At 59.6% G+C, this 24,146-nt stretch carries 25 protein-coding genes; 13 read left to right on the top strand and 12 right to left on the bottom strand.

Translation table 11 applies throughout. The annotated features are described in order from the left end of the window. Nucleotides 1-172 precede the first annotated feature (172 nt). Entirely contained in the window at nt 173-1,177 is a 1,005-nt protein-coding gene (locus RXV86_RS11840; RefSeq protein ID WP_316299889.1) for a murein L,D-transpeptidase catalytic domain-containing protein, read from the top strand. 281 nt (nt 1,178-1,458) lie between these two features. Here the strand turns inward: RXV86_RS11840 and urtE are convergent, their stop codons facing one another. The 5 genes from urtE to urtA all read right to left on the bottom strand — a co-directional run bounded on the left by urtE (nt 1,459) and on the right by urtA (nt 7,431). Continuing rightward, nucleotides 1,459-2,154 (bottom strand): urea ABC transporter ATP-binding subunit UrtE, encoded by a 696-nt coding sequence (urtE, locus tag RXV86_RS11835; protein ID WP_316299886.1) that lies wholly within the window; start codon nt 2,152-2,154, stop codon nt 1,459-1,461. 3 nt (nt 2,155-2,157) lie between these two features. Continuing rightward, nucleotides 2,158-2,898, bottom strand: a complete 741-nt coding sequence (urtD, locus tag RXV86_RS11830; protein ID WP_316299884.1) for an urea ABC transporter ATP-binding protein UrtD — start codon at nt 2,896-2,898, stop codon at nt 2,158-2,160. Further along, complete coding sequence (gene urtC / locus RXV86_RS11825; RefSeq protein WP_316299881.1) at nt 2,895-4,124, bottom strand: urea ABC transporter permease subunit UrtC; 1,230 nt, start codon at nt 4,122-4,124, stop codon at nt 2,895-2,897. The genes urtD and urtC overlap by 4 nt, the downstream gene beginning before the upstream one ends. Before the next feature lie 3 nt (nt 4,125-4,127). After that, a complete protein-coding gene (gene urtB / locus RXV86_RS11820) occupies nt 4,128-6,083 on the bottom strand; it encodes an urea ABC transporter permease subunit UrtB (RefSeq protein WP_316299879.1) in 1,956 nt (651 codons plus the stop codon). 67 nt (nt 6,084-6,150) lie between these two features. Beyond that, the gene (gene urtA / locus RXV86_RS11815; protein ID WP_316299875.1) at nt 6,151-7,431 is read right to left on the bottom strand and encodes an urea ABC transporter substrate-binding protein; all 1,281 of its coding nucleotides are present in this window, start codon (nt 7,429-7,431) and stop codon (nt 6,151-6,153) included. A 409-nt stretch (nt 7,432-7,840) separates the two neighbouring features. Between urtA and RXV86_RS11810 the strand changes: the two genes are divergently transcribed. From RXV86_RS11810 to ureG, 8 genes are read left to right on the top strand one after another with little or no spacing between them, the layout of a single operon-like run. Further along, complete coding sequence (locus RXV86_RS11810) at nt 7,841-8,659, top strand: urease accessory protein UreD (RefSeq protein ID WP_316299873.1); 819 nt, start codon at nt 7,841-7,843, stop codon at nt 8,657-8,659. 1 nt (nt 8,660) lies between these two features. After that, nucleotides 8,661-8,963: an urease subunit gamma gene (locus RXV86_RS11805; RefSeq protein WP_316299870.1), complete on the top strand. Its 303-nt coding sequence runs from the start codon at nt 8,661-8,663 to the stop codon at nt 8,961-8,963. 12 nt (nt 8,964-8,975) lie between these two features. Beyond that, entirely contained in the window at nt 8,976-9,143 is a 168-nt protein-coding gene (locus RXV86_RS11800; protein WP_316299868.1) for a peptidase M23, read from the top strand. After that, entirely contained in the window at nt 9,140-9,445 is a 306-nt protein-coding gene (locus RXV86_RS11795) for an urease subunit beta (RefSeq protein ID WP_316299865.1), read from the top strand. The genes RXV86_RS11800 and RXV86_RS11795 overlap by 4 nt, the downstream gene beginning before the upstream one ends. Beyond that, nucleotides 9,445-11,154 carry an urease subunit alpha gene (ureC, locus tag RXV86_RS11790; RefSeq protein WP_316299863.1) on the top strand — a complete coding sequence of 570 codons (1,710 nt, stop codon included), beginning with the start codon at nt 9,445-9,447 and terminating at the stop codon, nt 11,152-11,154. Before RXV86_RS11795 ends, ureC begins: the two co-directional genes overlap by 1 nt. A gap of 11 nt (nt 11,155-11,165) precedes the next feature. Further along, nucleotides 11,166-11,615 (top strand): urease accessory protein UreE, encoded by a 450-nt coding sequence (ureE, locus tag RXV86_RS11785; RefSeq protein WP_316299860.1) that lies wholly within the window; start codon nt 11,166-11,168, stop codon nt 11,613-11,615. Next, nucleotides 11,599-12,252 carry an urease accessory protein UreF gene (locus RXV86_RS11780; RefSeq protein ID WP_316299857.1) on the top strand — a complete coding sequence of 218 codons (654 nt, stop codon included), beginning with the start codon at nt 11,599-11,601 and terminating at the stop codon, nt 12,250-12,252. Before ureE ends, RXV86_RS11780 begins: the two co-directional genes overlap by 17 nt. Further along, a complete protein-coding gene (gene ureG / locus RXV86_RS11775) occupies nt 12,249-12,896 on the top strand; it encodes an urease accessory protein UreG (RefSeq protein ID WP_316299855.1) in 648 nt (215 codons plus the stop codon). The genes RXV86_RS11780 and ureG overlap by 4 nt, the downstream gene beginning before the upstream one ends. A 69-nt stretch (nt 12,897-12,965) precedes the next feature. Here the strand turns inward: ureG and RXV86_RS11770 are convergent, their stop codons facing one another. Next, a complete protein-coding gene (locus tag RXV86_RS11770) occupies nt 12,966-14,009 on the bottom strand; it encodes an A/G-specific adenine glycosylase (RefSeq protein WP_316299852.1) in 1,044 nt (347 codons plus the stop codon). A gap of 79 nt (nt 14,010-14,088) precedes the next feature. Between RXV86_RS11770 and RXV86_RS11765 the strand changes: the two genes are divergently transcribed. The 3 genes from RXV86_RS11765 to RXV86_RS11755 all read left to right on the top strand — a co-directional run bounded on the left by RXV86_RS11765 (nt 14,089) and on the right by RXV86_RS11755 (nt 16,651). Continuing rightward, complete coding sequence (locus RXV86_RS11765) at nt 14,089-14,619, top strand: DciA family protein (RefSeq protein WP_316299849.1); 531 nt, start codon at nt 14,089-14,091, stop codon at nt 14,617-14,619. Then, the gene (locus RXV86_RS11760; protein WP_316299847.1) at nt 14,616-15,257 is read left to right on the top strand and encodes a DsbA family protein; all 642 of its coding nucleotides are present in this window, start codon (nt 14,616-14,618) and stop codon (nt 15,255-15,257) included. The genes RXV86_RS11765 and RXV86_RS11760 overlap by 4 nt, the downstream gene beginning before the upstream one ends. Before the next feature lie 281 nt (nt 15,258-15,538). Next, nucleotides 15,539-16,651, top strand: a complete 1,113-nt coding sequence (locus tag RXV86_RS11755) for a CaiB/BaiF CoA-transferase family protein (protein ID WP_316299844.1) — start codon at nt 15,539-15,541, stop codon at nt 16,649-16,651. Between the two features lie 88 nt (nt 16,652-16,739). Here RXV86_RS11755 and lpxK read toward each other — a convergent pair whose 3' ends face one another. Continuing rightward, nucleotides 16,740-17,741, bottom strand: a complete 1,002-nt coding sequence (lpxK, locus tag RXV86_RS11750) for a tetraacyldisaccharide 4'-kinase (protein ID WP_316299842.1) — start codon at nt 17,739-17,741, stop codon at nt 16,740-16,742. Continuing rightward, nucleotides 17,741-18,958: a glycosyltransferase N-terminal domain-containing protein gene (locus tag RXV86_RS11745; RefSeq protein WP_316299839.1), complete on the bottom strand. Its 1,218-nt coding sequence runs from the start codon at nt 18,956-18,958 to the stop codon at nt 17,741-17,743. Before RXV86_RS11745 ends, lpxK begins: the two co-directional genes overlap by 1 nt. Before the next feature lie 191 nt (nt 18,959-19,149). Here RXV86_RS11745 and RXV86_RS11740 point away from each other — a divergent pair, with 191 nt between their 5' ends. Next, nucleotides 19,150-19,890: a glutamine amidotransferase gene (locus RXV86_RS11740; protein WP_316299837.1), complete on the top strand. Its 741-nt coding sequence runs from the start codon at nt 19,150-19,152 to the stop codon at nt 19,888-19,890. 25 nt (nt 19,891-19,915) lie between these two features. Here RXV86_RS11740 and RXV86_RS11735 read toward each other — a convergent pair whose 3' ends face one another. From RXV86_RS11735 to RXV86_RS11720, 4 genes are read right to left on the bottom strand one after another with little or no spacing between them, the layout of a single operon-like run. Then, complete coding sequence (locus RXV86_RS11735; protein ID WP_316299834.1) at nt 19,916-21,253, bottom strand: FAD-dependent oxidoreductase; 1,338 nt, start codon at nt 21,251-21,253, stop codon at nt 19,916-19,918. Further along, entirely contained in the window at nt 21,250-22,071 is an 822-nt protein-coding gene (locus RXV86_RS11730) for an ABC transporter permease subunit (protein WP_316299831.1), read from the bottom strand. The genes RXV86_RS11735 and RXV86_RS11730 overlap by 4 nt, the downstream gene beginning before the upstream one ends. After that, nucleotides 22,068-22,958: an ABC transporter permease subunit gene (locus RXV86_RS11725; RefSeq protein ID WP_316299828.1), complete on the bottom strand. Its 891-nt coding sequence runs from the start codon at nt 22,956-22,958 to the stop codon at nt 22,068-22,070. Before RXV86_RS11725 ends, RXV86_RS11730 begins: the two co-directional genes overlap by 4 nt. Further along, nucleotides 22,955-24,079 (bottom strand): ABC transporter ATP-binding protein, encoded by a 1,125-nt coding sequence (locus RXV86_RS11720; RefSeq protein WP_316299825.1) that lies wholly within the window; start codon nt 24,077-24,079, stop codon nt 22,955-22,957. Before RXV86_RS11720 ends, RXV86_RS11725 begins: the two co-directional genes overlap by 4 nt. Nucleotides 24,080-24,146 lie beyond the last annotated feature (67 nt).

The following is a 24,146-nucleotide window of genomic DNA, read 5'->3' as shown; positions in this document are numbered from 1 at the left end:
TCCGAAACCGTTGGCGCATGACGGCACCGATACTCTTTACTTATTCTCGAATGCGCCATGAGCAAGGTCAACCTGATCCCGGGCCGCTACAGCGGTCATCAGCCGAAACCATTGGCCGTCATCCAAGCCCTAGTGACTTCAACCTGGCAATTTGGTTATGTTGACGAAGAGGATGTTTTGGCAGGAGATTTATCCGTTGCTGTTGAATGCCCCCCGTCTCGCCATTGCCACCATGATCATTGCCGCCTTGTCGGTTTCACGTCCTGGTCCGGCGGCGGCGCAATCCTCGGACGTTCCGGCTTGGCTGCAAAAACACGCCGGCACCGGCGACGGTCAGATCGCACAGGTGATCCTGAACCGTGCACGCGCACTTCACCAAAAAAAACGCAGCCAGGGCGCTATCACGAACCCCTGTTATCTTGCCATGGATGCGACACGCCCAAGCACCTCGCAGAGCGGCAAACCGGGTCGCCGGTTTTACGTCATTTGCGAATCCAAAAGATCGTTCCGCGCGGTCTCATCGGGCTATGGCAACGGGCGAAAGCTGAAACGCGCGAATTTCTCGAACGGCCGGCAATGCGCGAAAAACTTCAGCAACGCAGAAGGGTCCAAGCTGACCATGGGTGGATCCTATGTGACGGCCGAAACAAGGACATCATTCAAAGGCTATTACAGCCGATCCGGCAAGCGGACACCGTTTTACCGCACATTCCTGCTGTTTGATGGCGAAGGAGAAACGAACAACGCCCGCGAGCGGGCGATCGGCGGGCATCAGGCCACGTTCCTGAAATGGCAGTGCCGCCTTCAGAAACCCGAAAGCCCCCATGCCGACAAGGACGGGTATGTTTTCTTCGGAAGGCTGGTGGACTATACCAGCGGCCGCAGCAACGGCTGCACAACCTGGTCACAGACCGCTTCCAAGGAAATTATAACCCTGGTCGAGGACAACCCGACGACGCTCTACATCTATCCGGAATCCGGCGATATCAAAGCGGTCGCCAGTGCAGTGAAGGCGGGAAAATCCCTGTCCCAAGCCGGGCTTTATTGGAACGAGACGTGCCGCAAGGCCATCGGCGCTCCGAAATTCTGGCCCAAACGAAACCTCCAGCCGATCATCAACAAATGGCGGCGCTCCCTGAAGAACCAGCCACAGCGGGTATTGCCCGTCTGCCGGTGAACTTGACCTGCATTGTTCGTGCAGCGCCAAAATCTGGTTGGCGGCCTGATCAACCGCAGGCTTGCCTGCGCGTCGCGTCAATCAAACTCACTCTCAGCAAGGTCAACCGGATTGCAGGCGCAAGAGAAGTACACGAAACCTTTTGATGAGATCGGCTGAGAACCAGACTTTTGCTGCGGGCGGCTTGAAAGTCTCTTACGCGGGACAAAGTGGTCATTCCGAGAACGTACCTGAGCCGCCCAGGGACGGTCACGAATCTAGTAAGTAAACCAAAGCTCAATTCAAACCGATACGCCTTCCAAAACATCTTCCTTCTTGAGCTTGTTCTTTTGCCCCGCCACAAGCACCTCGCCGCGTCGCAAGACCACGAACCTGTCGGCAAGATCGTAAGCGAATTCGAAGTATTGTTCGACCAGGACGATCGCCATTTTGCCTTGCGCGCGCAGATGGCGGATGACCTCGCCGATTTGACTGATGATATTAGGTTGGATGCCTTCGGTTGGCTCGTCCAGCAGCAAGAGCCGTGGTTTGGTGATCAGCGCCCGTGCAATGGCTAACTGCTGCTGTTGCCCCCCCGACAAATCACCGCCTCGCCGGTTCAGCATTTCCTTGAGGACCGGGAACAGATCAAAAACCTCGTCGGGAATGAAATGCGCGTCGGGTGGAAGGCAGACAAACCCGGTTTCAAGGTTTTCGCGTACGGTCAAAAGCGGAAAAATCTCGCGCCCCTGAGGGACATAGGCCACACCTTTATGGGCCAACCGGTGCGCGGGCAAAACACCCAACGGTTCCCCATTCAAGATCACGTCACCGCCTGAACGCGGATGGGTGCCCGAAATGGCCTTGATCAGGCTGGTCTTACCGACACCGTTGGTGCCCATGACGCACGTGACTTCGCCAAGGGAAGCTTCCATCGAGATACCGTTGAGGATCTGTGAATGCCCGTAATGCAGGGTCAGGTCTCGTAGCTTCAGCATTCTCTAGCGCCCCAAATAAACATCGATGACGTCCTGGTTCGAGGTGACATGATCAAGGCTGCCTTCGGCCAGAACGGACCCCTCGTGCAGCACGGTGACCTTGCAGTTCAGGCGGCGGACAAATTCCATGTCATGTTCCACCACCACCACGGCGCGGGTCTTGGCTGCCTCGATCAAGAGGTCGGTTGTGTGTTCGCGTTCCTGAGGGGTCATACCGGCGGCGGGTTCGTCAACCAACAGCAAGCGCGGCTCCTGCGCCAGCAGCATGCCGATTTCGAGCCACTGTTTCTGACCGTGGCTCAGCTCGCCGGATTTGCGTTTCAGGGCGTCCTGCAACCCGATTTCCCGGGCCAGTTCCTCTACCTTTTCGAAATCTGTCTTGCTGGGCTGGTAGGCCAGCACCGAAAGCCAGCGGCGCGGCTTCTTCAATGCCATGAGCAGGTTTTCCTGCACGGTCTGGTCTTCGAACACGGTTGGTTTCTGGAACTTGCGGCCGATCCCGGCCTGGGCGATTTTTGCCTCGCTCATTTTCAATAACGACACGGAGCGTTCGCCCCAGATCACCCGGCCCTCATCAGCGCGGGTTTTGCCGGTGACGATGTCCATGAACGTGGTCTTGCCCGCGCCGTTGGGGCCGATCACGGCGCGCATTTCCGCATCGCCGATCTGGAAACTGAGATTGTTGATGGCGCGGAACCCGTCGAATGCGACCGAGACACCGGAGACTTCGAGAAGTGTACTCATTGGCTGGCCTCCTGTTCGCGCAAGGCGCCATCGTCGGGGCCAAGGTCGGCGCCGTGACGGCTTGGAGATTTGCGCATCGTCCAGAGGTCGACCAGCCCACCCATACCCTTTGGCGCAAACAGCGTGACAGCGACAAAGGACAGACCCAGCAGCACCAGCCACCAGTCGACCCATTTGATGGTATAGAACCCCAAAGGAATGTCGGGAGCCTGCCCGCCGGTGAACCATGTGGACAGCAGGCTGACGAAGGCCGCTCCGATTACAGCGCCGTAAAGCCGACCGCGCCCTCCGATGGCAACCCAAACCGCGAGGTAGATCGACGCGATGGGGGCGATTTCGGCCGGGTTGATGATACCGGCCTGTGGGTAATAAAGCGCCCCGGCAATGGCGGCGATGCAGGCGGTCAGGGTGAAGATCACCAGCTTGTAGGTCTCGACCGAATAGCCGAGGAACCGTACTCGCGCCTCGTTGTCGCGAATGCCGCGAATGACTGAACCGAATTTGCCGCTCACCATCCACGCCGCCAGCAGATAGCCAAGCCCCAGGGCCAGGGCCGAGGCCCAGAGAAACCAGAGCGAGACGACATCCTGCGTGGTCTCGATGCCCGGCAGGTTTTGTAAGCCCGAGAGGCCGTTGTTGCCACGTAACCCGCTGTCGTTCTGGAAAAGGTAGAGCGCCAGCGCCAGGGTCATCGCCTGGGTCAGAATCGAAAGATAGACGCCGGTGACACGGCTGCGGAAGGCCAGCCATCCAAATACCAAGGCCAACAGTCCGGGCACAAGCACGATGAGAACAAGCTGAAGGAACAGGTTGTCGGCGAAGGCCCAGATCACAGGAAACTCGCTGGATCCGACAACGCCGAAGATCTGGTTGCCGATGGCGTCTATGACCTCGGTTTCGGTTGGTGGTATTTCGGATTGCGACAGCGACTCGGCCACGATCAGGCGGGTCCGTTCATACATCAGCCACATGCCGATCATGTATCCTCCCAGCCCGAAGAAGGCGAAATGGCCAAGGCTGAGAATGCCAGTGAAGCCCCAGATCAGGTCCATCGCCACTGCAATAAGGCACAAGCACAGAGTCTTGCCCAGCGTCTTGATGAAACTGGTCGAAATGATCCCGGTGCCGAAACCTTCGGATAGGACGGTGACCACGAGGGTAAAGAGCGCCAGTGCCGCGATGAAGATCAGGACGGACGGGTTTTTGGCGATAAACGAGCGTTGCATGGATCAATCCCCCGCCGCGCGGCCCTTGATGGCGATGATGCCCCTTGGCCGGAACTGGATGAAAATGATGATGAAGACGATCATGTAGGTTTGCGCCGCCAGTGTATTGCTGGGGTTCAGCCACTCGATGCCCTTCTGCAGGAAGCCGATCATAGTGGCCCCCGCGAGCGTGCCCCAGATATTGCCAACACCGCCCACGACAACGGTCATGAAGCTTTGCACGATATAATCGCTGCCGAGCTCTGAGGTGACCTTGGCAAAGAGGCCGATGGCGACACCGGCAACCCCGGCAATGCCCGAACCCAGTCCAAAGGTCAGCATGTTGACGCGGCCCGGGTTGATCCCCATCGAAGCCGCCATGCGCGGGTTCTGGGTTACGGCGCGGGTTTCCAGCCCCAGCCGGGTGCGTTTCATGATGAAGAGGAAAACGCCAAGGAAAATTAGCGCAAGGAAAAAGATGGCGATGCGGATATAACTGATCGAGACCACGTCGTTCAGAACCAGCGCGCCGTCGAGCCATTCGGGTGAAGTGAGTGGCCGTGCCTGGGTGCCAAAGATGTTCTTGGCGAGCTGTTGCAGGGCAATCGAGATGCCGAAGGTCGCCAGCAGGGTTTCCAGCGGACGCGCATAAAGCCAGCGGATCACCAGCCGCTCCATCGCAACGCCTGCGGCAAAGGTCACGGCAAAAGCAAGCGGGATGGCAACAAGGATCGAGACGGTGTGATCGGGGATGATCTGTTGCACCACGTAGCCAGTATAGGCTCCCATCATGATGAACTCGCCGTGGGCCATGTTGATCACGCCCATCACGCCAAACGTGATGGCAAGGCCAATGGCAGCGAGGAAATAGATCGAGGCGAGCGACAGAGCGTCAAGTGTGAGGTCGAGCGCCTGGTTGGCCCCCACCTTCAACTCGATGGATTTGAGGACGTCGTTTGCGGCGTCGGTGACATGATTTGAAGGTTCGGCGTAACTGTCATAAAAAACATGGGCGGCAAGGGCCGCGTCGATTTCCGCGTCGGATAGGATCGGTGGCACAGTGCCGCCCTTGGCCAGTGCAGCATAGGCGCGGGCGCGGGCGGCGTCGGTGTCAAGCTGGGCTACGGGAACGCCCGCGACCAGTCCGCCGGTGATGTTAGTGGCAAGAGCCGTGCGGATGTCATCCGGCGTGACCTGGGTCGGGGCAAATCCCTTGGCAACCAGAAGGCCATAGGCTTCGTCGCGCGGCAACGCGGCTGTTCCAGGCGTCAGACGGGCCGCAACGTTCCTGTCTTCGGGTATTTGACCCACTGCAACCTCTCGCGTGGTGGCGACCAGCGGGTTCAGCGTGGCGCGCAGGTCGACGCCCACATCGCCAGACATTTCGTTAATGGCATTGATGCGGGTCTGGATGTCGTTATCGAAGCTGATGGTCAGCAATCGTTCAAGCCGTTTCTTCTGAGCCTTGAACTCACTGTCGGGCTCGTTATCGATCGACGCTCGGAGTGGCCCCAGATGCGCGGCCTCTGGGTCGCGCTGGATCGAGGTCAAAGCGTCCTGCCGCTTGGCACGGTCCGGGTCATTCAGTTGGAATTGGACAAGTGCGGTGGCAATCAGGGCGCGGATGCCGCTGTTTGGCTTGAGCTGTTTCAGCTCTTTCTTGGGGAACTCTCCCACGACCTCGCCACTGTCGAAATCGGTCAATTGGTAAGATTTACCGTCAGCTTTTTTACCGATGAAGAACAACCCGTCGGATTTGCGCATCCACATCGACTTGGCGCCCCAGGTTTCCAGAACGACCTGCGCCTGTGGCAGCCCACTTGTCGCAATGGCGTCGATTGCCGGGCCGATCGTCTTACGCGAGCTTTTAGCGATGACCGCCTGGTGCTCCTGCAAGAGCGGCTGGATCGGCGCATCCTGTGCTGTGGCCATCAGGCAAGACAACAGGAGGGCAAGTCCCGCGAGCAAAAGACGTTTCATGTCAGGGGATTCCGCAAATTCAGGGTAAAAGGGGGTAGGCATGCTACCCCCTTCACAAGGTCAGGTCTTAGTAGTTCGACAGGGTCTGAACACAGGTCTCGGTCTCGGTATTGTACATACCGCAGCCAAGGTCCTTCCAATCGGACATCAGAACGACCGATTCCGGAAGGAAGTCGGTCCAGGCGTCACCCGGAACTTCTGTCGTTTGGCTGATGATGTCGAATTGGCCGTCGGCCTGGATTTCACCGATCAGCACCGGCTTGGCCAGGTGGTGGTTCGGCAACATCACGGCGGTGCCGCCGGTCAGGTTCGGGAACTCCTGACCGTACATCTTGGCGCGCACGGCGTCGACTTCGGTGCCGCCTGCCTCGGTGGCGGCGTTCACCCACATGTTGAAGCCAATATAGTGGGCTTCCATCGGGTCATTGGTAACGCGCTCTTCACCCATCGTCGCCTTCCAGGTCTTGACGAATTCGGCGTTCACGTCGCTTTCAGCCGACTGGAAGTAGTTCCAGGCCGCCAGGTGACCCACCAGGTTCGAGGTGTCGAGACCGGCAAGCTCTTCTTCACCGACCGAGAACGCCACGACCGGGATGTCGTCGGCCGAGATGCCTGCGGCGGCCAGTTCCTTGTAGAAGCCGATATTGGCGTCGCCATTGATGGTCGAAATCACGCCGACCTTTTTGCCATCTGCGCCCAGGGCGACGACGTCTGCCACGATTTTCGACCAGTCCGAGTGGCCAAACGGGGTGTAGTTGACGAAGATGTCGGCATCGGCGATGCCCTTCTGCTTGAGATAACTCTCAAGAATGTTGTTGGTGGTCCTGGGGTAGACATAGTCCGTGCCAAGCAGAGCGAATTTCTCGACCCCCAGTTCCTCCAGGAAATAATCCGTTGCCGGGATCGCTTGCTGGTTCGGGGCTGCGCCGGTGTAAAACACGTTTTTCGAGCTTTCTTCGCCCTCGTATTGCACCGGGTAGAACAGCAGGCCGTTCAGCTCTTCGATCACTGGCAGAACCGATTTGCGGCTGACCGAGGTCCAGTTGCCGAAGATCACGTCGACATCGTGAACGGTTAGCAGTTCGCGGGCCTTTTCGGCAAAAAGCGGCCAATCCGAGGCCGGATCAACAACCACGGCCTCCAGCTGTTTGCCCAATAGGCCACCCTTGGCGTTCTGCTGATCGATCAGCATAAGCATCGTGTCCTTCAACGTGGTCTCGGAAATGGCCATCGTGCCCGACAGCGAGTGCAGGACGCCAACCTTGATCGTGTCTTCAGCAGCCATGGCCGAGCCGGCCAGCGCGGCAAAAACCATTGATCCGGCAAGCGTTGATTTGAGAAAGTTCATGCGATTCTCCTCGCGGGGATCGTGGCGGAAACCCTTGCGCAGAGGCGCACAGTTCCCTTACCTGTCCCCGCAACTTCGTGTTGCAATCGTGTGGCGGCCGCTTCGAGGTCCAATTCGTATGGTCGCCACACACCCCCCGGACATGTTCGGCTTTGTGCCCCCGGTAGGTGAGGCAATCGATTCTGCATTGCGGCGAGAATGGCAAACCCGGGTCGGGGAAAATCGCCCAGCGCCCCGGTAAATGCCTAATTTTCCATCAGCCACCGACACCTGCGCCCAGAAAACAATCAGCCTCGCAGGGAATCACCCCGGAATCGCCCTTTCCAATGGCGCTTTGTCCCCGCCGCGCCAAAACCAAGGGCAAGTTCATACGCGATAGGTGGCCCGGATTACACAACATGCGACCATAATGCCCCGGCGTGAATTGGCCGTGCAGCCACGAGCGCGGGGCGCGGTCGAGCTTGTGAGCAAATTGGCCGGTGGGCGCAGCGCCGTTGACAAGTTGTATCAGGCCGGGTCGGCCAAATGCTTGTTTCCGCGCAACAGCTGCGCGGGTCTTGACGCGGTGCTTTTGAATACGGCCGGCGGTGTAACCGGGGGGGACCGGTTGTCGTTTTCGGCCCGGGCCGGGACGGGGTCGCGGTTGAGCGTGACCACGCAGGCATGCGAGCGCGCGTATAGGGCACATCCCGGCCAGGTCGGACAGGTGCGCAATACGCTGCATGCCGAGGCCGGGGCGCGGCTGAACTGGCTGCCGCAGGAAACGATTCTCTATAATGGTTCGGCGCTGGACCGGCGTCTTGTGATCGAGATGGCACCGACGGCCAGCCTGTTGATGGTCGAGCCGCTGATTTTTGGCCGGGCCGCCATGGGTGAGACGCTGACCGAGGCCCAGTTCACCGATCGGATCGAGATCCGGCGCCAGGGCAAGCCGATCTTTCTGGATGCCACCCGTTTGCAGGGGGACGTGACCGCGCATCTGGCGCTGCCCTTCATTGCCGATGGGGCGGGGGCGATGGTGGTTCTGGTCTATGTGGCCGAGGATGCCGAGGCGTTGTTACCAAAACTGAGGGCGTTACTGCCCGAAACCGCAGGAGCGAGCCTGATCGGTGATGACCTGCTGGTGGCGCGGCTGTTGGCGCAGGACAGTTTTGTGCTGCGCCAGAGCCTGCTGCCGGTGCTGCGCCTTCTGAACAATGACGACATTCCCCGATGCTGGATGATCTGAGATGAACCTGACCCCAAGAGAAAAAGACAAGCTTCTGATTGCCATGGCCGCCGAGGTGGCCCGCAAACGGTTGGCGCGCGGTGTGAAACTGAACCACCCCGAGGCGATTGCCCTGATTACCGACGCAGTGGTCGAAGGCGCCCGCGACGGGCGCTCGGTGGCCGACCTGATGCAAGCAGGGGCCGAGGTGGTGGCTGCCGAAGACTGCATGGAAGGCATCACCCAGATGATCCACGAGGTGCAGGTCGAGGCCACGTTCCCGGACGGAACCAAACTTGTCACCGTTCACAATCCCATTCGCTGAAGGAGATCCATCATGAAACCCGCTCTGACCGCTCTTGTTGCCCTGACCGCCGCGCCAGCTTTTGCCCATAGCGGCGCGCACATGCATCCCCACGCCAATGACCCATCGTGGCTTCCGTTTTTGATTGGAGGGCTGGTTGTCGCAGGGGCGGCGGGTTTGGCCTGGACACGTTCAAAATGATCCCTGGCGAGCTCATTCCGGCGGAGGGGGAATTGACCCTCAACGAAGATCGCGCGGTCACGCGGTTGATGGTGGCCAATACCGGCGACCGCCCGATTCAGGTTGGATCGCATTACCACTTTGCCGAGACCAACAGCGCATTGGACTTTGACCGCGCCGCCGCGCGTGGCATGCGGCTGGATATTGCAGCCGGGACCGCTGTGCGCTTCGAACCCGGACAGCGCCGTGAGGTGGTGTTGATCCCAATTGGCGGGGCGCGGCGGATTTACGGATTTAATCAACAAGTGATGGGAGAGCTCTGATGCCCGCCACGATTTCCCGCGCCGACTATGCCGCCATGTTTGGCCCCACCACCGGCGACCGGCTGCGGCTGGCCGATACCGATCTGATCATCGAGGTTGAACGTGACCTGACCACCTACGGCGAAGAGGTCAAGTTCGGCGGCGGCAAGGTGATCCGCGACGGCATGGGACAGGCCCAAACCACCCGCGCCGAGGGTGCCGTTGACACGGTCATCACCAACGCGCTGATCGTCGATCATACCGGCATCTACAAGGCCGATGTGGGCCTGAAAAACGGACGCATCGCCAGAATTGGCAAGGCGGGCAACCCGGACACCCAGCCCGGTGTCGATATCATCGTCGGCCCCGGCACCGAGGCGATCGCCGGTGAGGGGCGCATCCTGACCGCCGGGGGCTTCGACAGCCATATCCATTTCATCTGCCCGCAGCAGATCGAGGATGCGCTGCATTCCGGCCTGACCACCATGCTGGGTGGCGGCACAGGCCCGGCTCATGGCACGCTCGCCACCACCTGCACACCCGGCCCATGGCATATCGGGCGGATGTTGCAAGCGGCGGATGCCTTTCCGATGAACCTAGCCTTTGCCGGCAAGGGCAATGCCTCGCTTCCCGCTGCGCTTGAGGAACAGGTGCTGGGCGGGGCCTGCGCGCTGAAGCTGCACGAGGATTGGGGCACGACACCCGGCGCGATTGATTGCTGTCTGTCAGTGGCCGACGCCATGGATGTGCAGGTTATGATCCATACCGACACTTTGAATGAATCCGGATTTGTCGAGAACACCGTCGCCGCCATGAAGGGCCGCACTATCCATGCCTTCCATACCGAAGGAGCGGGCGGCGGGCATGCGCCAGACATCATCAAAATCTGTGGCGAGGAGCATGTCCTGCCGTCTTCGACCAACCCCACGCGCCCCTTCACCGTGAACACGCTGGAAGAGCATCTCGATATGCTGATGGTCTGTCACCATCTCGACAAATCCATCCCTGAGGACGTTGCTTTTGCCGAAAGCCGTATCCGCCGCGAGACCATCGCCGCCGAAGACATCCTGCACGACATGGGGGCGTTCTCGATCATCGCCTCTGACAGTCAGGCGATGGGCCGGGTCGGCGAGGTTCTGATCCGCACCTGGCAGACCGCCGACAAGATGAAGAAGCAACGCGGGCAACTGGCCGAGGAGGCTGGCGACAACGACAATTTCCGCGTCCGCCGCTATATTGCGAAGTACACCATCAACCCGGCGATTGCCCACGGCATTGGCCACGAGATCGGCAGTGTCGAGGAAGGTAAGCGTGCCGACCTTGTTCTGTGGGATCCGGCATTTTTCGGAGTGAAACCCGAGATGGTTTTGTTGGGTGGCACAATCGTCATGGCACAGATGGGCGACCCCAATGCCTCGATCCCGACGCCGCAGCCGGTCTATTCGCGCTCCATGTTCGGGGCCTTTGGCCGGTCGGTAGAAAACTCCGCTGTCACTTTTGTCAGCGCCGCCGCACAGGACGCAGGGATTGGTGACAAGCTGGGTCTTGCCAAGGATACCCTCGCGGTCAGAAACACCCGCCAAATCGGCAAATCCGATCTGCTCCTCAACAACGCCACGCCCAAGGTTGAGGTCAATCCCGAAACCTACGAGGTGCGCGCCGATGGCGAGCTGCTCACCTGCCAACCCGCCGAGGTTCTACCGATGGCGCAACGCTATTTCCTGTTCTGAAGGAGGCATTTATGGAACTTCCCCGCTGTCGCGACATACGCAAGACCGGGAAATGGTCAGGAGCCTATGATCTTGTGACCCTCAGCTATGACGACCGGTTCCTGCGGCGTAAGAAACTGACCACGGTGCATGACGAGGCATTTCTTGTCGATCTGGCGCATACGACCTCGCTCGATCATGGCGATGCGTTCGAGTTGCAGGATGGCCGCCTGATCGAATGTATCGCCGCCGAGGAGGAGTTGCTGGAAATCACCGGTCCGGACTTGACCCGCCTAGCCTGGCATATCGGCAACCGTCACACACCCTGCCAGATCGAAGTGCACCGCCTGCTGATCCAGCGCGATCACGTGATCCACGGCATGCTGAGCAAGATCGGTGCCTCTCTGCGAGAGGTGGTCGAACCCTTCACGCCCGAAGGCGGAGCTTATGGTCACGGAAGAACCCATGGCCATGCCCACTGAGACACAAATCCTGACCCTGGCACAGTGGTTTTCACCGGCTTATCCGGTGGGGGCATTTGCCTATTCGCATGGCTTGGAATGGGCCGTGGACGCGGGCGATGTCGGAGATGCAAAAACCACGCAGGCCTGGATTTCGGATGTGCTGAAACATGGGGCAGGATGGAACGATTGCCTGTTTATTAGTGCCGCCTATCAGGCGGCTTCGCCGCAGGATTTGACATGCATCAACGACATGTCGCTTGCACTTTCGGCGTCGTCGGAACGGATGATGGAAACCCGTCTGCAGGGCGAAGCGTTCTGCGGCATCACGGCCTCGGTCTGGACCAGGGAACTTGCTGAATTGAGCTATCCCGTGGTCGTGGGCCGCGCGGCTAATCTGGTAGACCTGCCCCTGAGATTGACCACCCAGTTCTATTTGCATGCCTTCATGGCCAACCTCGTGGCCGCGGCGACCCGGCTGGTGCCCCTTGGGCAAACGGATGGGCAGCAAATGATCCGCGACCTGACGCCACGGTGCCAAGCCATCGCTGGCGCGGCGTTGTCCACTGACCTGTCCCAGCTGGCATCCACAGCCTTCCTCAGCGACATCGCCGCGATGAAACATGAAACTCAATACTCAAGGATGTTCCGAACATGAGCACTATGAACGGCCCGCTTCGCGTTGGCATCGGTGGCCCGGTGGGCGCTGGTAAAACCACGCTTACTGCCGCGCTTAGCGAAGCGCTTCGCGACAGCCATTCGATCGGCGTCATCACGAACGACATCTACACCCAGGAAGACGCCGAGGCCCTGATGCGCCTGCAAATCCTGCCGCGGGATCGGGTGATTGGCGTGGAAACCGGGGGGTGCCCGCACACTGCCATTCGCGAAGATGCCTCGATCAACCTTGCCGCCGTGGCCGAGATGGAAAGGCGCCACCCGGGCATAGAAATCGTTCTCATCGAGAGCGGCGGAGACAACCTCTCGGCAACTTTCAGCCCCGAACTAGCCGATGTCACGCTCTACGTGATTGATGTGGCCGCGGGTGAAGACATACCCCGCAAGGGCGGGCCAGCGATTACCAAGTCCGACATCCTGATCATCAACAAGACGGACCTTGCCCCGTATGTCGGCGCGTCGCTTGATGCTATGGAGAGAGACGCTGGAAAAATGCGACGTGACCGTCCGTTCGTCTTTTCATCGTTGCGCAATCGCGACGGTGTTGCCGAGATTGTCAAACTGCTCGGAGAAATTGGAGAGCTAGATGTTCGGCAAGACGGGCGGTTGGCTAACTTCGCCTAATGGCTGAAATGGGCTCGAAGCAGACCTTCGCCGTGGACGGCATGAATGGCTGGCAAAGGCCATACTCGACTAATTGTTCTCCTCGCTCAACCCGTCCTTGGCAAGATCAAACACCTTGCGCATAACCGTGGGAAGATCGGACGGGCGGAACATCTCTTTCGGTATGAATTGGCCGACATCAGGATCGATGCCCTCCGGCAACTCTGCGACCCGTATCCCCAGCCGCAGATGAAAATGCGTGAACGTGTGCCGCGCCTCGGTGCCGATATCGCGCCACTCGGCTTCAACCGGCGGGCTTTCAACCGCTACCTCACCCCATTCCGCGCCGGGCCAGCCCAGCATCCCGCCTAGCAATCCCTTATCCGGCCGTCGCTCTAACAACCACGCCCCATCGGCCCGCCGTCCGACATAGGCCACCCCCTGCCGGACCGGTTTGGGTTTCTTCGCCAGCTTCTTCGGCAATCCGGCCGCGATCCCCGCCTGGCGCCCCTTGCAATCCGACATCCACGGGCAGATCCCACAGGCCGGAGACTTGGGCGTGCACACCGTCGCCCCCAGGTCCATCACCGCCTGCGCATAATCACCCGGGCGCGTTTTGGGCGTTATTAGAGCCGCTTTTTCGGTCAACTCCCCCTTCGCCACCGGCAATGGCGTCTCAATCGCGAACATCCGCGCCATCACCCGCTCGACATTGCCATCGACCACGACTTCGGCCTCATCAAAGGCAATCGCCGCAATCGCCGCCCCGGTATAGGGCCCGATTCCCGGCAGTTTCACCAACTCTTCCCGCGTCTCCGGAAACCCCCCACGCGCGGCCACCACCCGCGCGCATTTCAACAGGTTGCGCGCCCTCGCGTAATAGCCAAGCCCGGCCCATTCCCCCATAACGTCTTCGTCGCGCGCCGCCGCCAGATCCTCGACCGTCGGCCACAAGCCCATGAACCGCGTGAAGTACTCTTTCACCGCCGCGACTGTCGTCTGTTGCAGCATGACCTCGCTCAGCCAAACGGCATAAGGATCGGGCCGGGCCGCGTCACGCGGCCCTACCCGCCACGGCAATTCCCGCGCATGCACATCGTACCACGCCAAAAGTTCACGCGCTTTCTCACGCAACTGTTAATCCTCGCATGACGTTTTCCCTGTTCGCTGCCCCTTCCTGCCATTAAGTTGGCCCCAAACCAAGGGAGCATCCATGACCCCCCGCAAGCCCGGCTTCAGCAAAGGCTTTGCCCGCGCCTCGAAATTGCTCTCCGGCCAGATTCGCAAGGCCGGTGAATCGCGGGGATTTGCCGTGACCCGGCTTCTGACCCATTGGCCGGAAATCGCGGGCCCGGACATTGCCGACATCGCCCGTCCGGTGGAAATCTCCTATGGCCGGGGCGGGTTCGGCGCCACACTGTCGCTTCTGACCACGGGTGCCAACGCCCCCATGCTGGAAATGCAAAAGGAAAAGCTGCGCGAACGGGTCAACGCCACTTATGGCTATAACGCCATTTCACGCATCCGCATCACGCAAACCCATGCCACCGGCTTCGCCGAAGGTCAGGTCAGCTTTGAACACCGCGCAGCGAAACCGGCCCCTAAAACCCCAGACCCAGCCGTCAAACAGGCGGCGCATGACGCCGTGAAACCGGTCGCCGACAGCGACCTTCGCGCTGCGCTTGAAACTCTGGGCGAAAACGTCCTATCCAAATCAAAACACCAGAAAGGGCACCGTCAATGACGTCGCTGAAACACACCCTCCCCGCATTGGCCTGGCTTGCACTTGCCGCACTACCCATGTCCGCTTTGGCCGAAAGCCAGACCGCGGTCACGGAAGTCGCAGCCGAGGAAGAGCCCGCAGTTGTCGAAATGACGCTCGGCAACCCCGACGCCGCCGTTACTTTGATGGAATACGCTTCCTTCACCTGCGGTCACTGCGCAACGTTCCACGCCAACCAGTTCAAGCAGCTCAAGGCTGAGTATATCGACACCGGCAAGATCAACTTTGTTTATCGCGATGTCTATTTTGACCGCGTCGGCCTTTGGGCCGCAATGGTCGCCCGCTGCGAATCCGATCGCTTTTTCGGCGTTTCGGACCTGATCTATTCGAAACAGGGCGAATGGATGAATTCGCAGGATCCGGTCGTGCTCGCTGCCAACCTGCGCAAGATGGGCAAGATCGCCGGTCTCGAAGAGGACAAGATCAAGGCCTGTATGGAGGACGGCGACAAAGCCAAGGCGCTGGTCGACTGGTTCCAGGCAAATACCGCGGCCGATGACATCAACGCCACGCCAACCCTGATCATCAATGGCGAAAAGTACAAAAACATGTCCTACGAGAAACTCAAGGCGATCCTCGACGAGAAACTGGGCTCGTAAGCTCGACCCGCATTCAATCAACCGCCCTCCCGTTCGCGGATGGGAGGGCCATATGCTCTTTCGCCTTGGCATAGGGCTTGCCAATCAGAACCCGAGCGTAATCAAGGCCCTTGGGCCGCTGCGAGATTGCCAAACCACCCCGCGGCCTGGCGATCTCACGGCTTGTCCCTCAACGCCGATCCCTCCACCAAAACCACCCATTTCCATCCTTCGCTTTATTGCTCTAAAACAGCCTGAAACCGCCTATCCGGCGGGTGACTTGCATTTGAAAGGGAACGCCCATGACCACGCCGCTTGCCGGGCTCAAGGTTATCGAACTGGCCCGCATTCTTGCCGGGCCCTGGGCCGGTCAGACCCTGTCGGATCTTGGCGCCGAAGTGACCAAGGTCGAGGCCATCTCGGGTGACGATACCCGTCAATGGGGCCCCCCATTCATCACCCGTGAAGACGACAAGACCGCCGCCTATTTTCACTCCTGCAATCGCGGCAAGGCCTCGGTCACTGTCGATTTCAAGAATGCGCAAGACATGGATCGTCTCAAGGCGCTGATCGCCGACGCAGACATCCTGATCGAGAATTTCAAGGTCGGTGGCCTTGCCAAATACGGGCTTGACTATGACAGCGTGAAGGACCTGAACCCCGGCCTGATCTACTGCTCGATCACCGGTTTCGGCCAGACCGGGCCTTATGCCCACCGCGCCGGGTATGACTACATCATCCAGGGCATGTCGGGCTTTATGTCGATCACTGGCGACCCAGAGGGTCAGCCGCAACGCGCCGGCGTCGCCATCACCGATCTGTTCACCGGGCTTTACTCCGTCACCGGCATCCTCGCCGCCCTGCATCAACGCTCGCAAACCGGCAAGGGACAGCAGATCGACATGGCGCTTCTGGATTGCGCCGTCGCCGCCATGGCGAACCAGTCGCTCAATTATCTCGCCACCGGTACGCCCCCGGGCCGCACTGGCAACTATCACCCCAACCTGACACCCTACCAGGTGTTCGATTGTTCCGACGGCTTCATCATCATCGCCACCGGCAATGACCCTCAGTATCAGCGCCTGTGCCGGTTGCTCGGCCTCGACTGGATGGCCGAAGACTCAAAGTTCCTGACAAACGCCGACCGGGTAGAAAACCGCCCCGAGATGATCGAGCTGCTGATGGGCCAAACCGTCAAATGGACCAAGGCCGACCTTCTGGCCGCCTGCGAGGATAAGGGCATCCCCGCCGGACCGATCAACGACATGGCCGATGTCTTTGCCGATCCGCAGGTACAGGCCCGGGGTCTGCGGATCGAACCCGAGGGGGTTCCCGGTGTTCGCGCACCGATCATTTTCTCGGATGCCGAGCTGTCCCTCGACCGGCCCAGCCCAAAGCTTGGTCAGGATAACTGACCTATCAAGCAATAGGTTAATGGCAGTTTTGCCCGACAGATAGCCGACAGGTGCCAGACGGATACCAGCCCCCAGATTTTCGGGGCCGCTAACCTAATTTCGACGGGATTAACCTTTGGATAATCTCATCCAGCCCACCCCAGTCGTCGATCTCCAATCGCACCGGCAGGGCCAGCACTTTGTACCGGTCTTCGGGGCGCAAACGCACCGCGTCCTTCTCGGTTGTCACCAACTGCGCGTTCAACGCTTTTGCCTGTGATTCCAAACGGTTGAAGATTGCCGGGGTTAGTTCCTGATGATCATCCAAAGCCCGCATCTCGACCAGCTCAGCCCCCAGGCCACGCAGCGTGGCAAAGAACTTTTCTGGATGTCCAATCCCGGCAAATGCCATCACCCGCTGCCCCTGCCAGTCCATCCCGGTCTGAAGCGGCTGCAAAGCCCCCTTGGCGTGGGGCACGGTAACCCGACTACCCCATTGTTTTTCAAAGGATTTCTGCGCCTCATCGGGACCAATAGACAATACCGCACTGGCCCGCTTCATCCCCTCTTCCACAGGCTCTCTGAGCGGCCCGGCAGGGATGCACCGCCCATTGCCAAACCCGCGATGCGCATCCACCACGACAATGGATAAATCCTTGAAAACCAACGGGTTTTGAAACCCGTCATCCAGCAGGATCACATCCGCCCCGGCCTCGACCGCCGCTTGGCATCCCGCCAATCGATCCTTGGCAATCCACGCCGGTAGAAAAGCCGCCAAAAGCAGCGGTTCATCCCCCACCTGCCCCGCGTCATGCACCCGTGGATCAACCTCCATGGGCCCGTCCATGGAACCCCCGTAACCCCTTGAAACCGCAATGGGTTTCAGCCCCTTACCCTGAAGGTACTGGGCCAATGCAATGACCGTCGGCGTTTTGCCGGTACCGCCCGCATTGATGTTGCCAACACAGATCACCGGGCACCCAACCGGTGTACCTTCCCTCTTCACCCGCTGCGCTGTCACGGCACCATAAAGCCACCCCAACGGCGCCAAAACCCGCGCCATGACACCCGGCCTCTCAGGCGAAGCTGACCAGAACCCCGGCGGCCGCATCACACCACCCCCAGCGCATCAAGCGTGTCATGGACCAGGTCGATTACCCTGTCTGTCACCTCAGCACCTTCCGAGACCACGTTCCAACCGGCGGCAGCCATTATCGCTGCCTGATCAGGCGAAAGGCACTGTTGCAGGGCCTGCGCCAAAGTATCGGAATCCTTGACAATTCTCGCCGCTCCGGCCCCCGCCAGTCGCGAATAGGCACCAAGGTAACGGCCCACATTGGGACCGTACAGCACCGCCGATCCCAGCGCTGCCGGCTCGTACGGATCGCACCCGCCAAGTCCCTGCAACAACGAGCTTGCCATAAAGGTCACTGGTGCCAATCGGTACCAAAGCCCCATCTCTCCCCAAGTGTCGGCCAACAGAACCTGAGTGGTTTCGTCCGGCATGTCCCCCTCGGACCAAACCGCCACCTGCAGCTGTTCCTGTTGCAGCCGTTCAAGAAACTCCGGCCCATCGGTTTCATCGTCCGGCACCAGGATCAACAGCAATCGCAAGGCAAGGCGGCTGATCTCTCGGTAGGCATCGATCACGACCTGCAACTCTTCGGGCTGCACCATCGCCGCCAACCAAACCGGTCGCCCGGCCAGCACCTGCGCCATCTCATCACGTTCCTGCTCGTTACAGCTCAGCGCTGTACTGCCTTCCTGCAAGGGTCCAGTCACCGTGATCTCGCCCCCGGGTACACCCAACCGCCGCAGGATTTGCGCGGTGGTTCCATCCCGCGCCATGATCGTCGAAAAATCGCGCAGATTGGCCCGCGCCAGTTCGGGCAGCCAACGTTGGCGCGAGGCGTTAAGACCTTCTTCATCCGCATCAATCAAAAATACCGTCAAGTTGCGTTTCGCGCATTGATGCAGCAGCGCCGGTTTGAAATGCCCTCCGGTCCACAGGGATAGATCGGGTTGCCAATGATCCAAAAACGCCTCAGCGCCTGGCAAGGTGTCTTCGTCGAGCATCTGAAAAAAATCCTGCTCGCCCAAATGCTCGGGGCATTCCAATCCCGGCGCAGCTGTGAGCAGAAATTGCAGATCGGGCCGTCCTACCCGCAGCCGCGCGGCGATCTGCGACAGGGCCGCCACCCGCCCCGGCGACGTAGCATGGCCCCACAACAGCGTGCCTTCCGGGCGCGACGTTGGAAACCGCAACGGCGCCTTTGGTCCACGCCTGGCAAGCGCCAGGTACGTCGCCATCGACAGGGATCGTCGCATCGCCATCTGCTTATGCCACTCCCGGCCTCGGTGGTGTATTCCGACGATGTTGCACTGGAGGCACCCCCACGGCCTGTATCTGGTTCGGCCAACCTAGGCCCAGGACAAACCAACCTCAAGCCAGCAGCGACATTGCAGAGGGTTGACCTTGCCGCCCACAGCGACGAAACGATGCATCAGGAGGACCCAAAATGAAGCCCTTTCTGATCCTGCAATTGCGCCCCGAAACCGAGGCCTCGGATGACGAATTCGCCGCCATTCTGTCCAAGGGCGGCCTGACCCCGGATCAGACCCATCGGATCAGGCTGGATCAGACGGCATTGCCAGATAACCTCAGCCTTGATGACTATTCCGGCGTGATCGTCGGCGGCGGCCCCGGCTGTGTCAGCGACCCGGAAAACAAGAAAACCCCGGTAGAGGCCCAGATCGAAGCGGCCGTCCTGTCGCTGATGCCCGAAATCACAGACCGCGACTTTCCCTTCCTCGGCTGTTGCTACGGCATCGGCATCCTCGGCCATCACCTTGGCGCACCGGTGACCAAGGAACGCTACAGCGAAGAGGTCGGTACCTCGGACTGTGCACTGACGCACGACGCTGAGGACGACCCGCTATGCGAGGGCCTCCCCGATGCGTTCCAGGCCTTTGTCGGACACAAGGAGGCGGTACAGGAGCTGCCCGAGGGTTGTGCCCACCTGATCACCTCACCGACCTGCCCTTACCAGATGATCCGCCTTGGCCGGAATGTCTATGCCACCCAGTTCCACCCGGAGGCCGACAGCGACGGATTTGAGGTCCGGATCGGGATCTACAAGCACCGCGGCTATTTTCCGCCCGAAGATGCCGACAAGCTGGTCGCGATGTGCCGCGCGGCGGATGTGCACGCCCCCGAACGCATCCTTAGGAACTTTATTAAGATTTACGGGCAGGATTGATCGCAAGTCGGATCACAGAAGGATTTCACCCGAATCGGTCCAACAACCCGTAAAGCGCATAGGCCGGAAACATCAACGCCCGCCGAAATCGGCCCAACGGGAACCTGCCCGCAGGTTTCTGCATGATCGTGGGAATTGGCCGGTCGCTGCCATCGCCGGATAGATGATCCGCCAACAGTGCGCCAGTATAACTCCCCATGGCGACACCATTCCCGTGATAGGCAAACCCGGCAAACACCCCCGGCATATCCGGCACGGGTCCGGCAAACGGAGTCAGGTTCGCCGCTAGACAAACCATGCCGTTCCAATAATGCGTGGCTTCCACGTGCCGCCATTCCGGGAACATAGTATCGAAATCACGCCGGATCAGCCGCCGGTTCGTCGCCTCGGCCGTTGGCGAAGATCGCAGCCCACCGCGCATCCCGAACAGGAACCGACCGTTGGGCATCTTGCGGAAATAGTGCAGCAACCGGCGCGTGTCGTAGGCCATCTGATCGCTGGTCCAGCCCTGCGCCTCCTGCTCGTCCTGCGTAAGCGGTCGGGTCACGATCACGCTGGATTGTGTCGGGATATAGCGCGCCGCCATCCACTCGGGCACGTCCTCGCTGGAATAGCCGTTGGTTGCAACGATCACCTGATCCGCACGCAACCTTCCGTCGGCGGTCGTCAGCCGCCATTGGCCGCCGTCACGTGTCATATTCAGAACCGGCGAATTGCCGAAAACCGTCGCCCCTGCGGTTTCGGCGGCCTGCAACAACCCGGCCAGATACTGGCGCGGATCAAGACCAAACCCTATAGGAATTGTCATGGCCCCGTGAAATGCGCCGCCCAACCCGTGATCGGCCAGATCGGACTTGTCAATGAGTTCAGGTTCGACCCCAAAGTTCTCACGGCATTGCTCGGCATATCCTTCGAACCGTGCGGCCGCACGAGTGTGAGCCAGCATCGTTTCGCCCTTCGAATGCACACTGGCCTCAATCCCATGGGTTTCAATCAGTCGCGCAACCAGATCAACTGCCGCCTTCTCGGCTCGCATCCATTCCAGCCGTGCCTCCCGCCCAAGTGCCTTGTCGATGGCGCCATCGCGCGCCTTGGAGCCGCCCAGGCAACAGAACCCGCCATTGCGCCCCGATGCCCCCCAGCCCGGAAACCGCGCCTCCAGAACCGCAACCCGCGCCCCGGACTGCGCCAGATGCAACGCCGCTGACAGGCCCGTGAATCCGCCACCGATGATCGCGACATCCACCACCAGATCGCCCCCGGGTGCGGGGCGCTGCAAAACAGTATCAGGCACGGTTTCTGCCCAAAAACAGCCTGCAATCCTCTGATCAGAATAGGCGTAGTCCGGGTAGAGTCGTCTCATGCTTCAGCGCGCTCGGCTGCCTTTTCCTCGGCCATCTGCTTGACAGCTGCGCGCTTGGATATCAGCGATGCACTGATCACACCCACGGTCACGATGGCAATCATGATCGTCGACAGGGCGTTGATCTCGGGGCTAACTCCAAGGCGCACCGCCGAGAAGATCTTGATCGGCAATGTTGTGGCTGACGGACCAGATGTGAACGATGCGATCACCAGGTCATCCAGCGACAGGGTAAAGGCCAACAGCCACCCCGAAATCACCGCTGGCGCAATGATCGGCAGGGTCACCAGCCGGAACGCTTCGAACGCGGAACAACCCAGGTCAAGCGCCGCTTCTTCCAACGAACGGTCAAAACTGACCAAGCGCGAGGAAACCACGACGCTCACGTAACACATCGAAAACGTCGTGTGCGCCAGAATGATGGTGAAGATTCCGCGATCCAGCCCGATGCCGATGAACAACAAAAGCAGCGACAAACCAGTAATCACTTCGGGCATCACCAGCGGCGCATAGATCATCCCCGAAAACAGCGTCCGCCCCCGGAACCGGCCGGCGCGTACCATCACATAGGCACCCATCGTTCCCAGCACCGTGGCGAGCGTCGATGAGGCCACGGCGACCTTAACCGTGACCCAAGCGGCGTTCAGGAACGCCTCGTTCTGGACCAGCTCACCATACCACTTGGTGCTGAACCCGGCCCAAACCGTCACTAGTTTGGATGAGTTGAAGCTATAGATCACCAGGATGACCATGGGAATATAAAGGAACGCAAACCCAAGCGTCAGCGCGGTTGCATTGAACCAGGAAAACCGTCTCATTGCTCGGCCTCCCGTGCCTTCTGCTCGTTACGTTGGAACAGAATGATCGGAATGATCAGGATCAGTAGCAGGATAATCGCCACAGCACTTGCCACAGGCCAATCACGGTTGTTGAAGAATTCTTCCCATAGCACCTTGCCGATCATCAACGTCTTGGACCCGCCCAACAGCGATGGGATTACAAACTCACCCAACGCTGGAATGAAGACCAGGAAACACCCGGCAATAATTCCGTTTTTTGACAGCGGGACCGTGACCAGCCAGAACGCAGTAAAGCGCGAACAGCCCAGGTCCTCGGCCGCCTCAAGCAACGAAGCATCCAGCTTCTCCAATGCCGAATAGATCGGCAGGATCATGAAGGGCAGATAGGTGTAGACGATGCCGATATAGACCGCGGTGTTGGTGTTGAGGATCGTAAGAGGCTCGGAAATCAAGCCTGTCCACATCAGGAACTGGTTGAGCAGCCCTTCCTGACTGAGGATTCCCATCCATGCATAAACCCGGATCAGGAAGCTGGTCCAGAACGGCAGGATCACCAGCATCATCAACGTAGGGCGCCATTCGTTCGGGGCCTGAGCCATGGCATAGGCCACTGGATAGCCGACCAGCAGCGTCAGGAAGGTCGAAATCACCGCAATCCAGAGGCTGGACAAGTAGGCTTTCCAGTAAAGATCATCGCTGGTCAAGAACCAGAAGTTCTCGAGATCGAGCTGGCTGAAATATTCCTTGATCGCGCTCCAGCCACCGGAAATGTCCAGCGTCGGAGTATAGGGCGGGATTGCCAGCGCTGTGTCGGAAAGCGAGATTTTCAGGACAATGAAGAACGGCACCAGAAACAGGGCCAGAAGCCAAAGATAAGGCACCGCTATGAGGATTGCGCGTCTCATAGTTCAGCCAGCAACACACCGGCGGTGGCTGTCCAGCTCAACCAAACGTCGTCTTCCCATGTAAAAGACCGGCGCGACAAGCGGCGGGTATTGGCGGTTTGCGCCTTGATGATCTGGCCGCCGGGAATTTCGACATGATAGGTCGATAGGTTACCCAGATAGGCAATATCGTGGACTTTGCCCTTGATGGCATTGGCGGCATCTTCAGGTTTTTCTGCCGTAACAGAGACTTTTTCAGGCCGAATCGCCAGGGCGCAATTGCCGCCCGCGAACCCATTCTGGGTTTCTGCCTTCAGTATGGGTCGACTCTCGCCCCAGGTCAGGTTGAACCCGTCACCGGATTTCTCGGCATAACCCTCGATGATGTTAACGTCACCAATGAAGTCAGCGACATAGACCGAGTTCGGTGCTTCGTAGATTTCAGCAGGGGTCGAGGCCTGCACGATGCGACCATGGTCCATCACAGCCACGCGAGACGCGACTGTCATCGCCTCTTCCTGGTCGTGCGTGACAATTACAAAGGTGGTGCCGGTGCTTTCCTGGATGTCCATCAACTCGAACTGCGTATCGATGCGCAGCTTCTTGTCGAGCGCGCCTAGCGGTTCATCCAATAGCAGCAGCTTCGGCGCCTTGGCCAGGGACCGGGCCAAGGCGACACGCTGCCTCTGACCACCAGAAATCTGGTGCGGTTTACGACGGGCGAATTGTTCCAACCGGGTCAGGCGCAGCATTTCTTCGACGCGTTCACCAACGGCGTCCTTGCTCATCTTGTCGCGTTTTAGGCCGAACGCAATGTTGTCCCAAATCGAAAGATGCGGGAATAGCGCATAGGATTGGAACATCATGTTCACGGCGCGCCGGTTCGGAGGGATCGGTACGATGTCCTGGCCCGCCAGAAAGATGTTGCCTTCGGACGGATTCTCAAACCCGGCCAGCATCCGCATCAGCGTGGTCTTACCACATCCGGACGGACCAAGGAGAGCAAAGAACTCCTTCTCGTAGATGTCGATGGTCAGATCATCAATAGCCGTGAAGTCACCAAAGCGCTTGGTCACGTTCTGAAAATGGATCAGCGGTTCTGCGTTGGGATCGTTCCACGGTTCGAAATCGGTGTCAGACATCGGGCCCCTCCGAACGGATATAGAAAAACCCGCGCCAAACTGCTTTGGCGCGGGCTTGGTTTTTTGG

Origin of the sequence: Aliisedimentitalea sp. MJ-SS2 (assembly GCF_032586155.1) — a bacterium.
Taxonomy (GTDB): domain Bacteria; phylum Pseudomonadota; class Alphaproteobacteria; order Rhodobacterales; family Rhodobacteraceae; genus JAWHTC01.
Note: the sequence above shows the minus strand (reverse complement) of the source record. Positions and strands in the feature narration are given on the sequence as shown.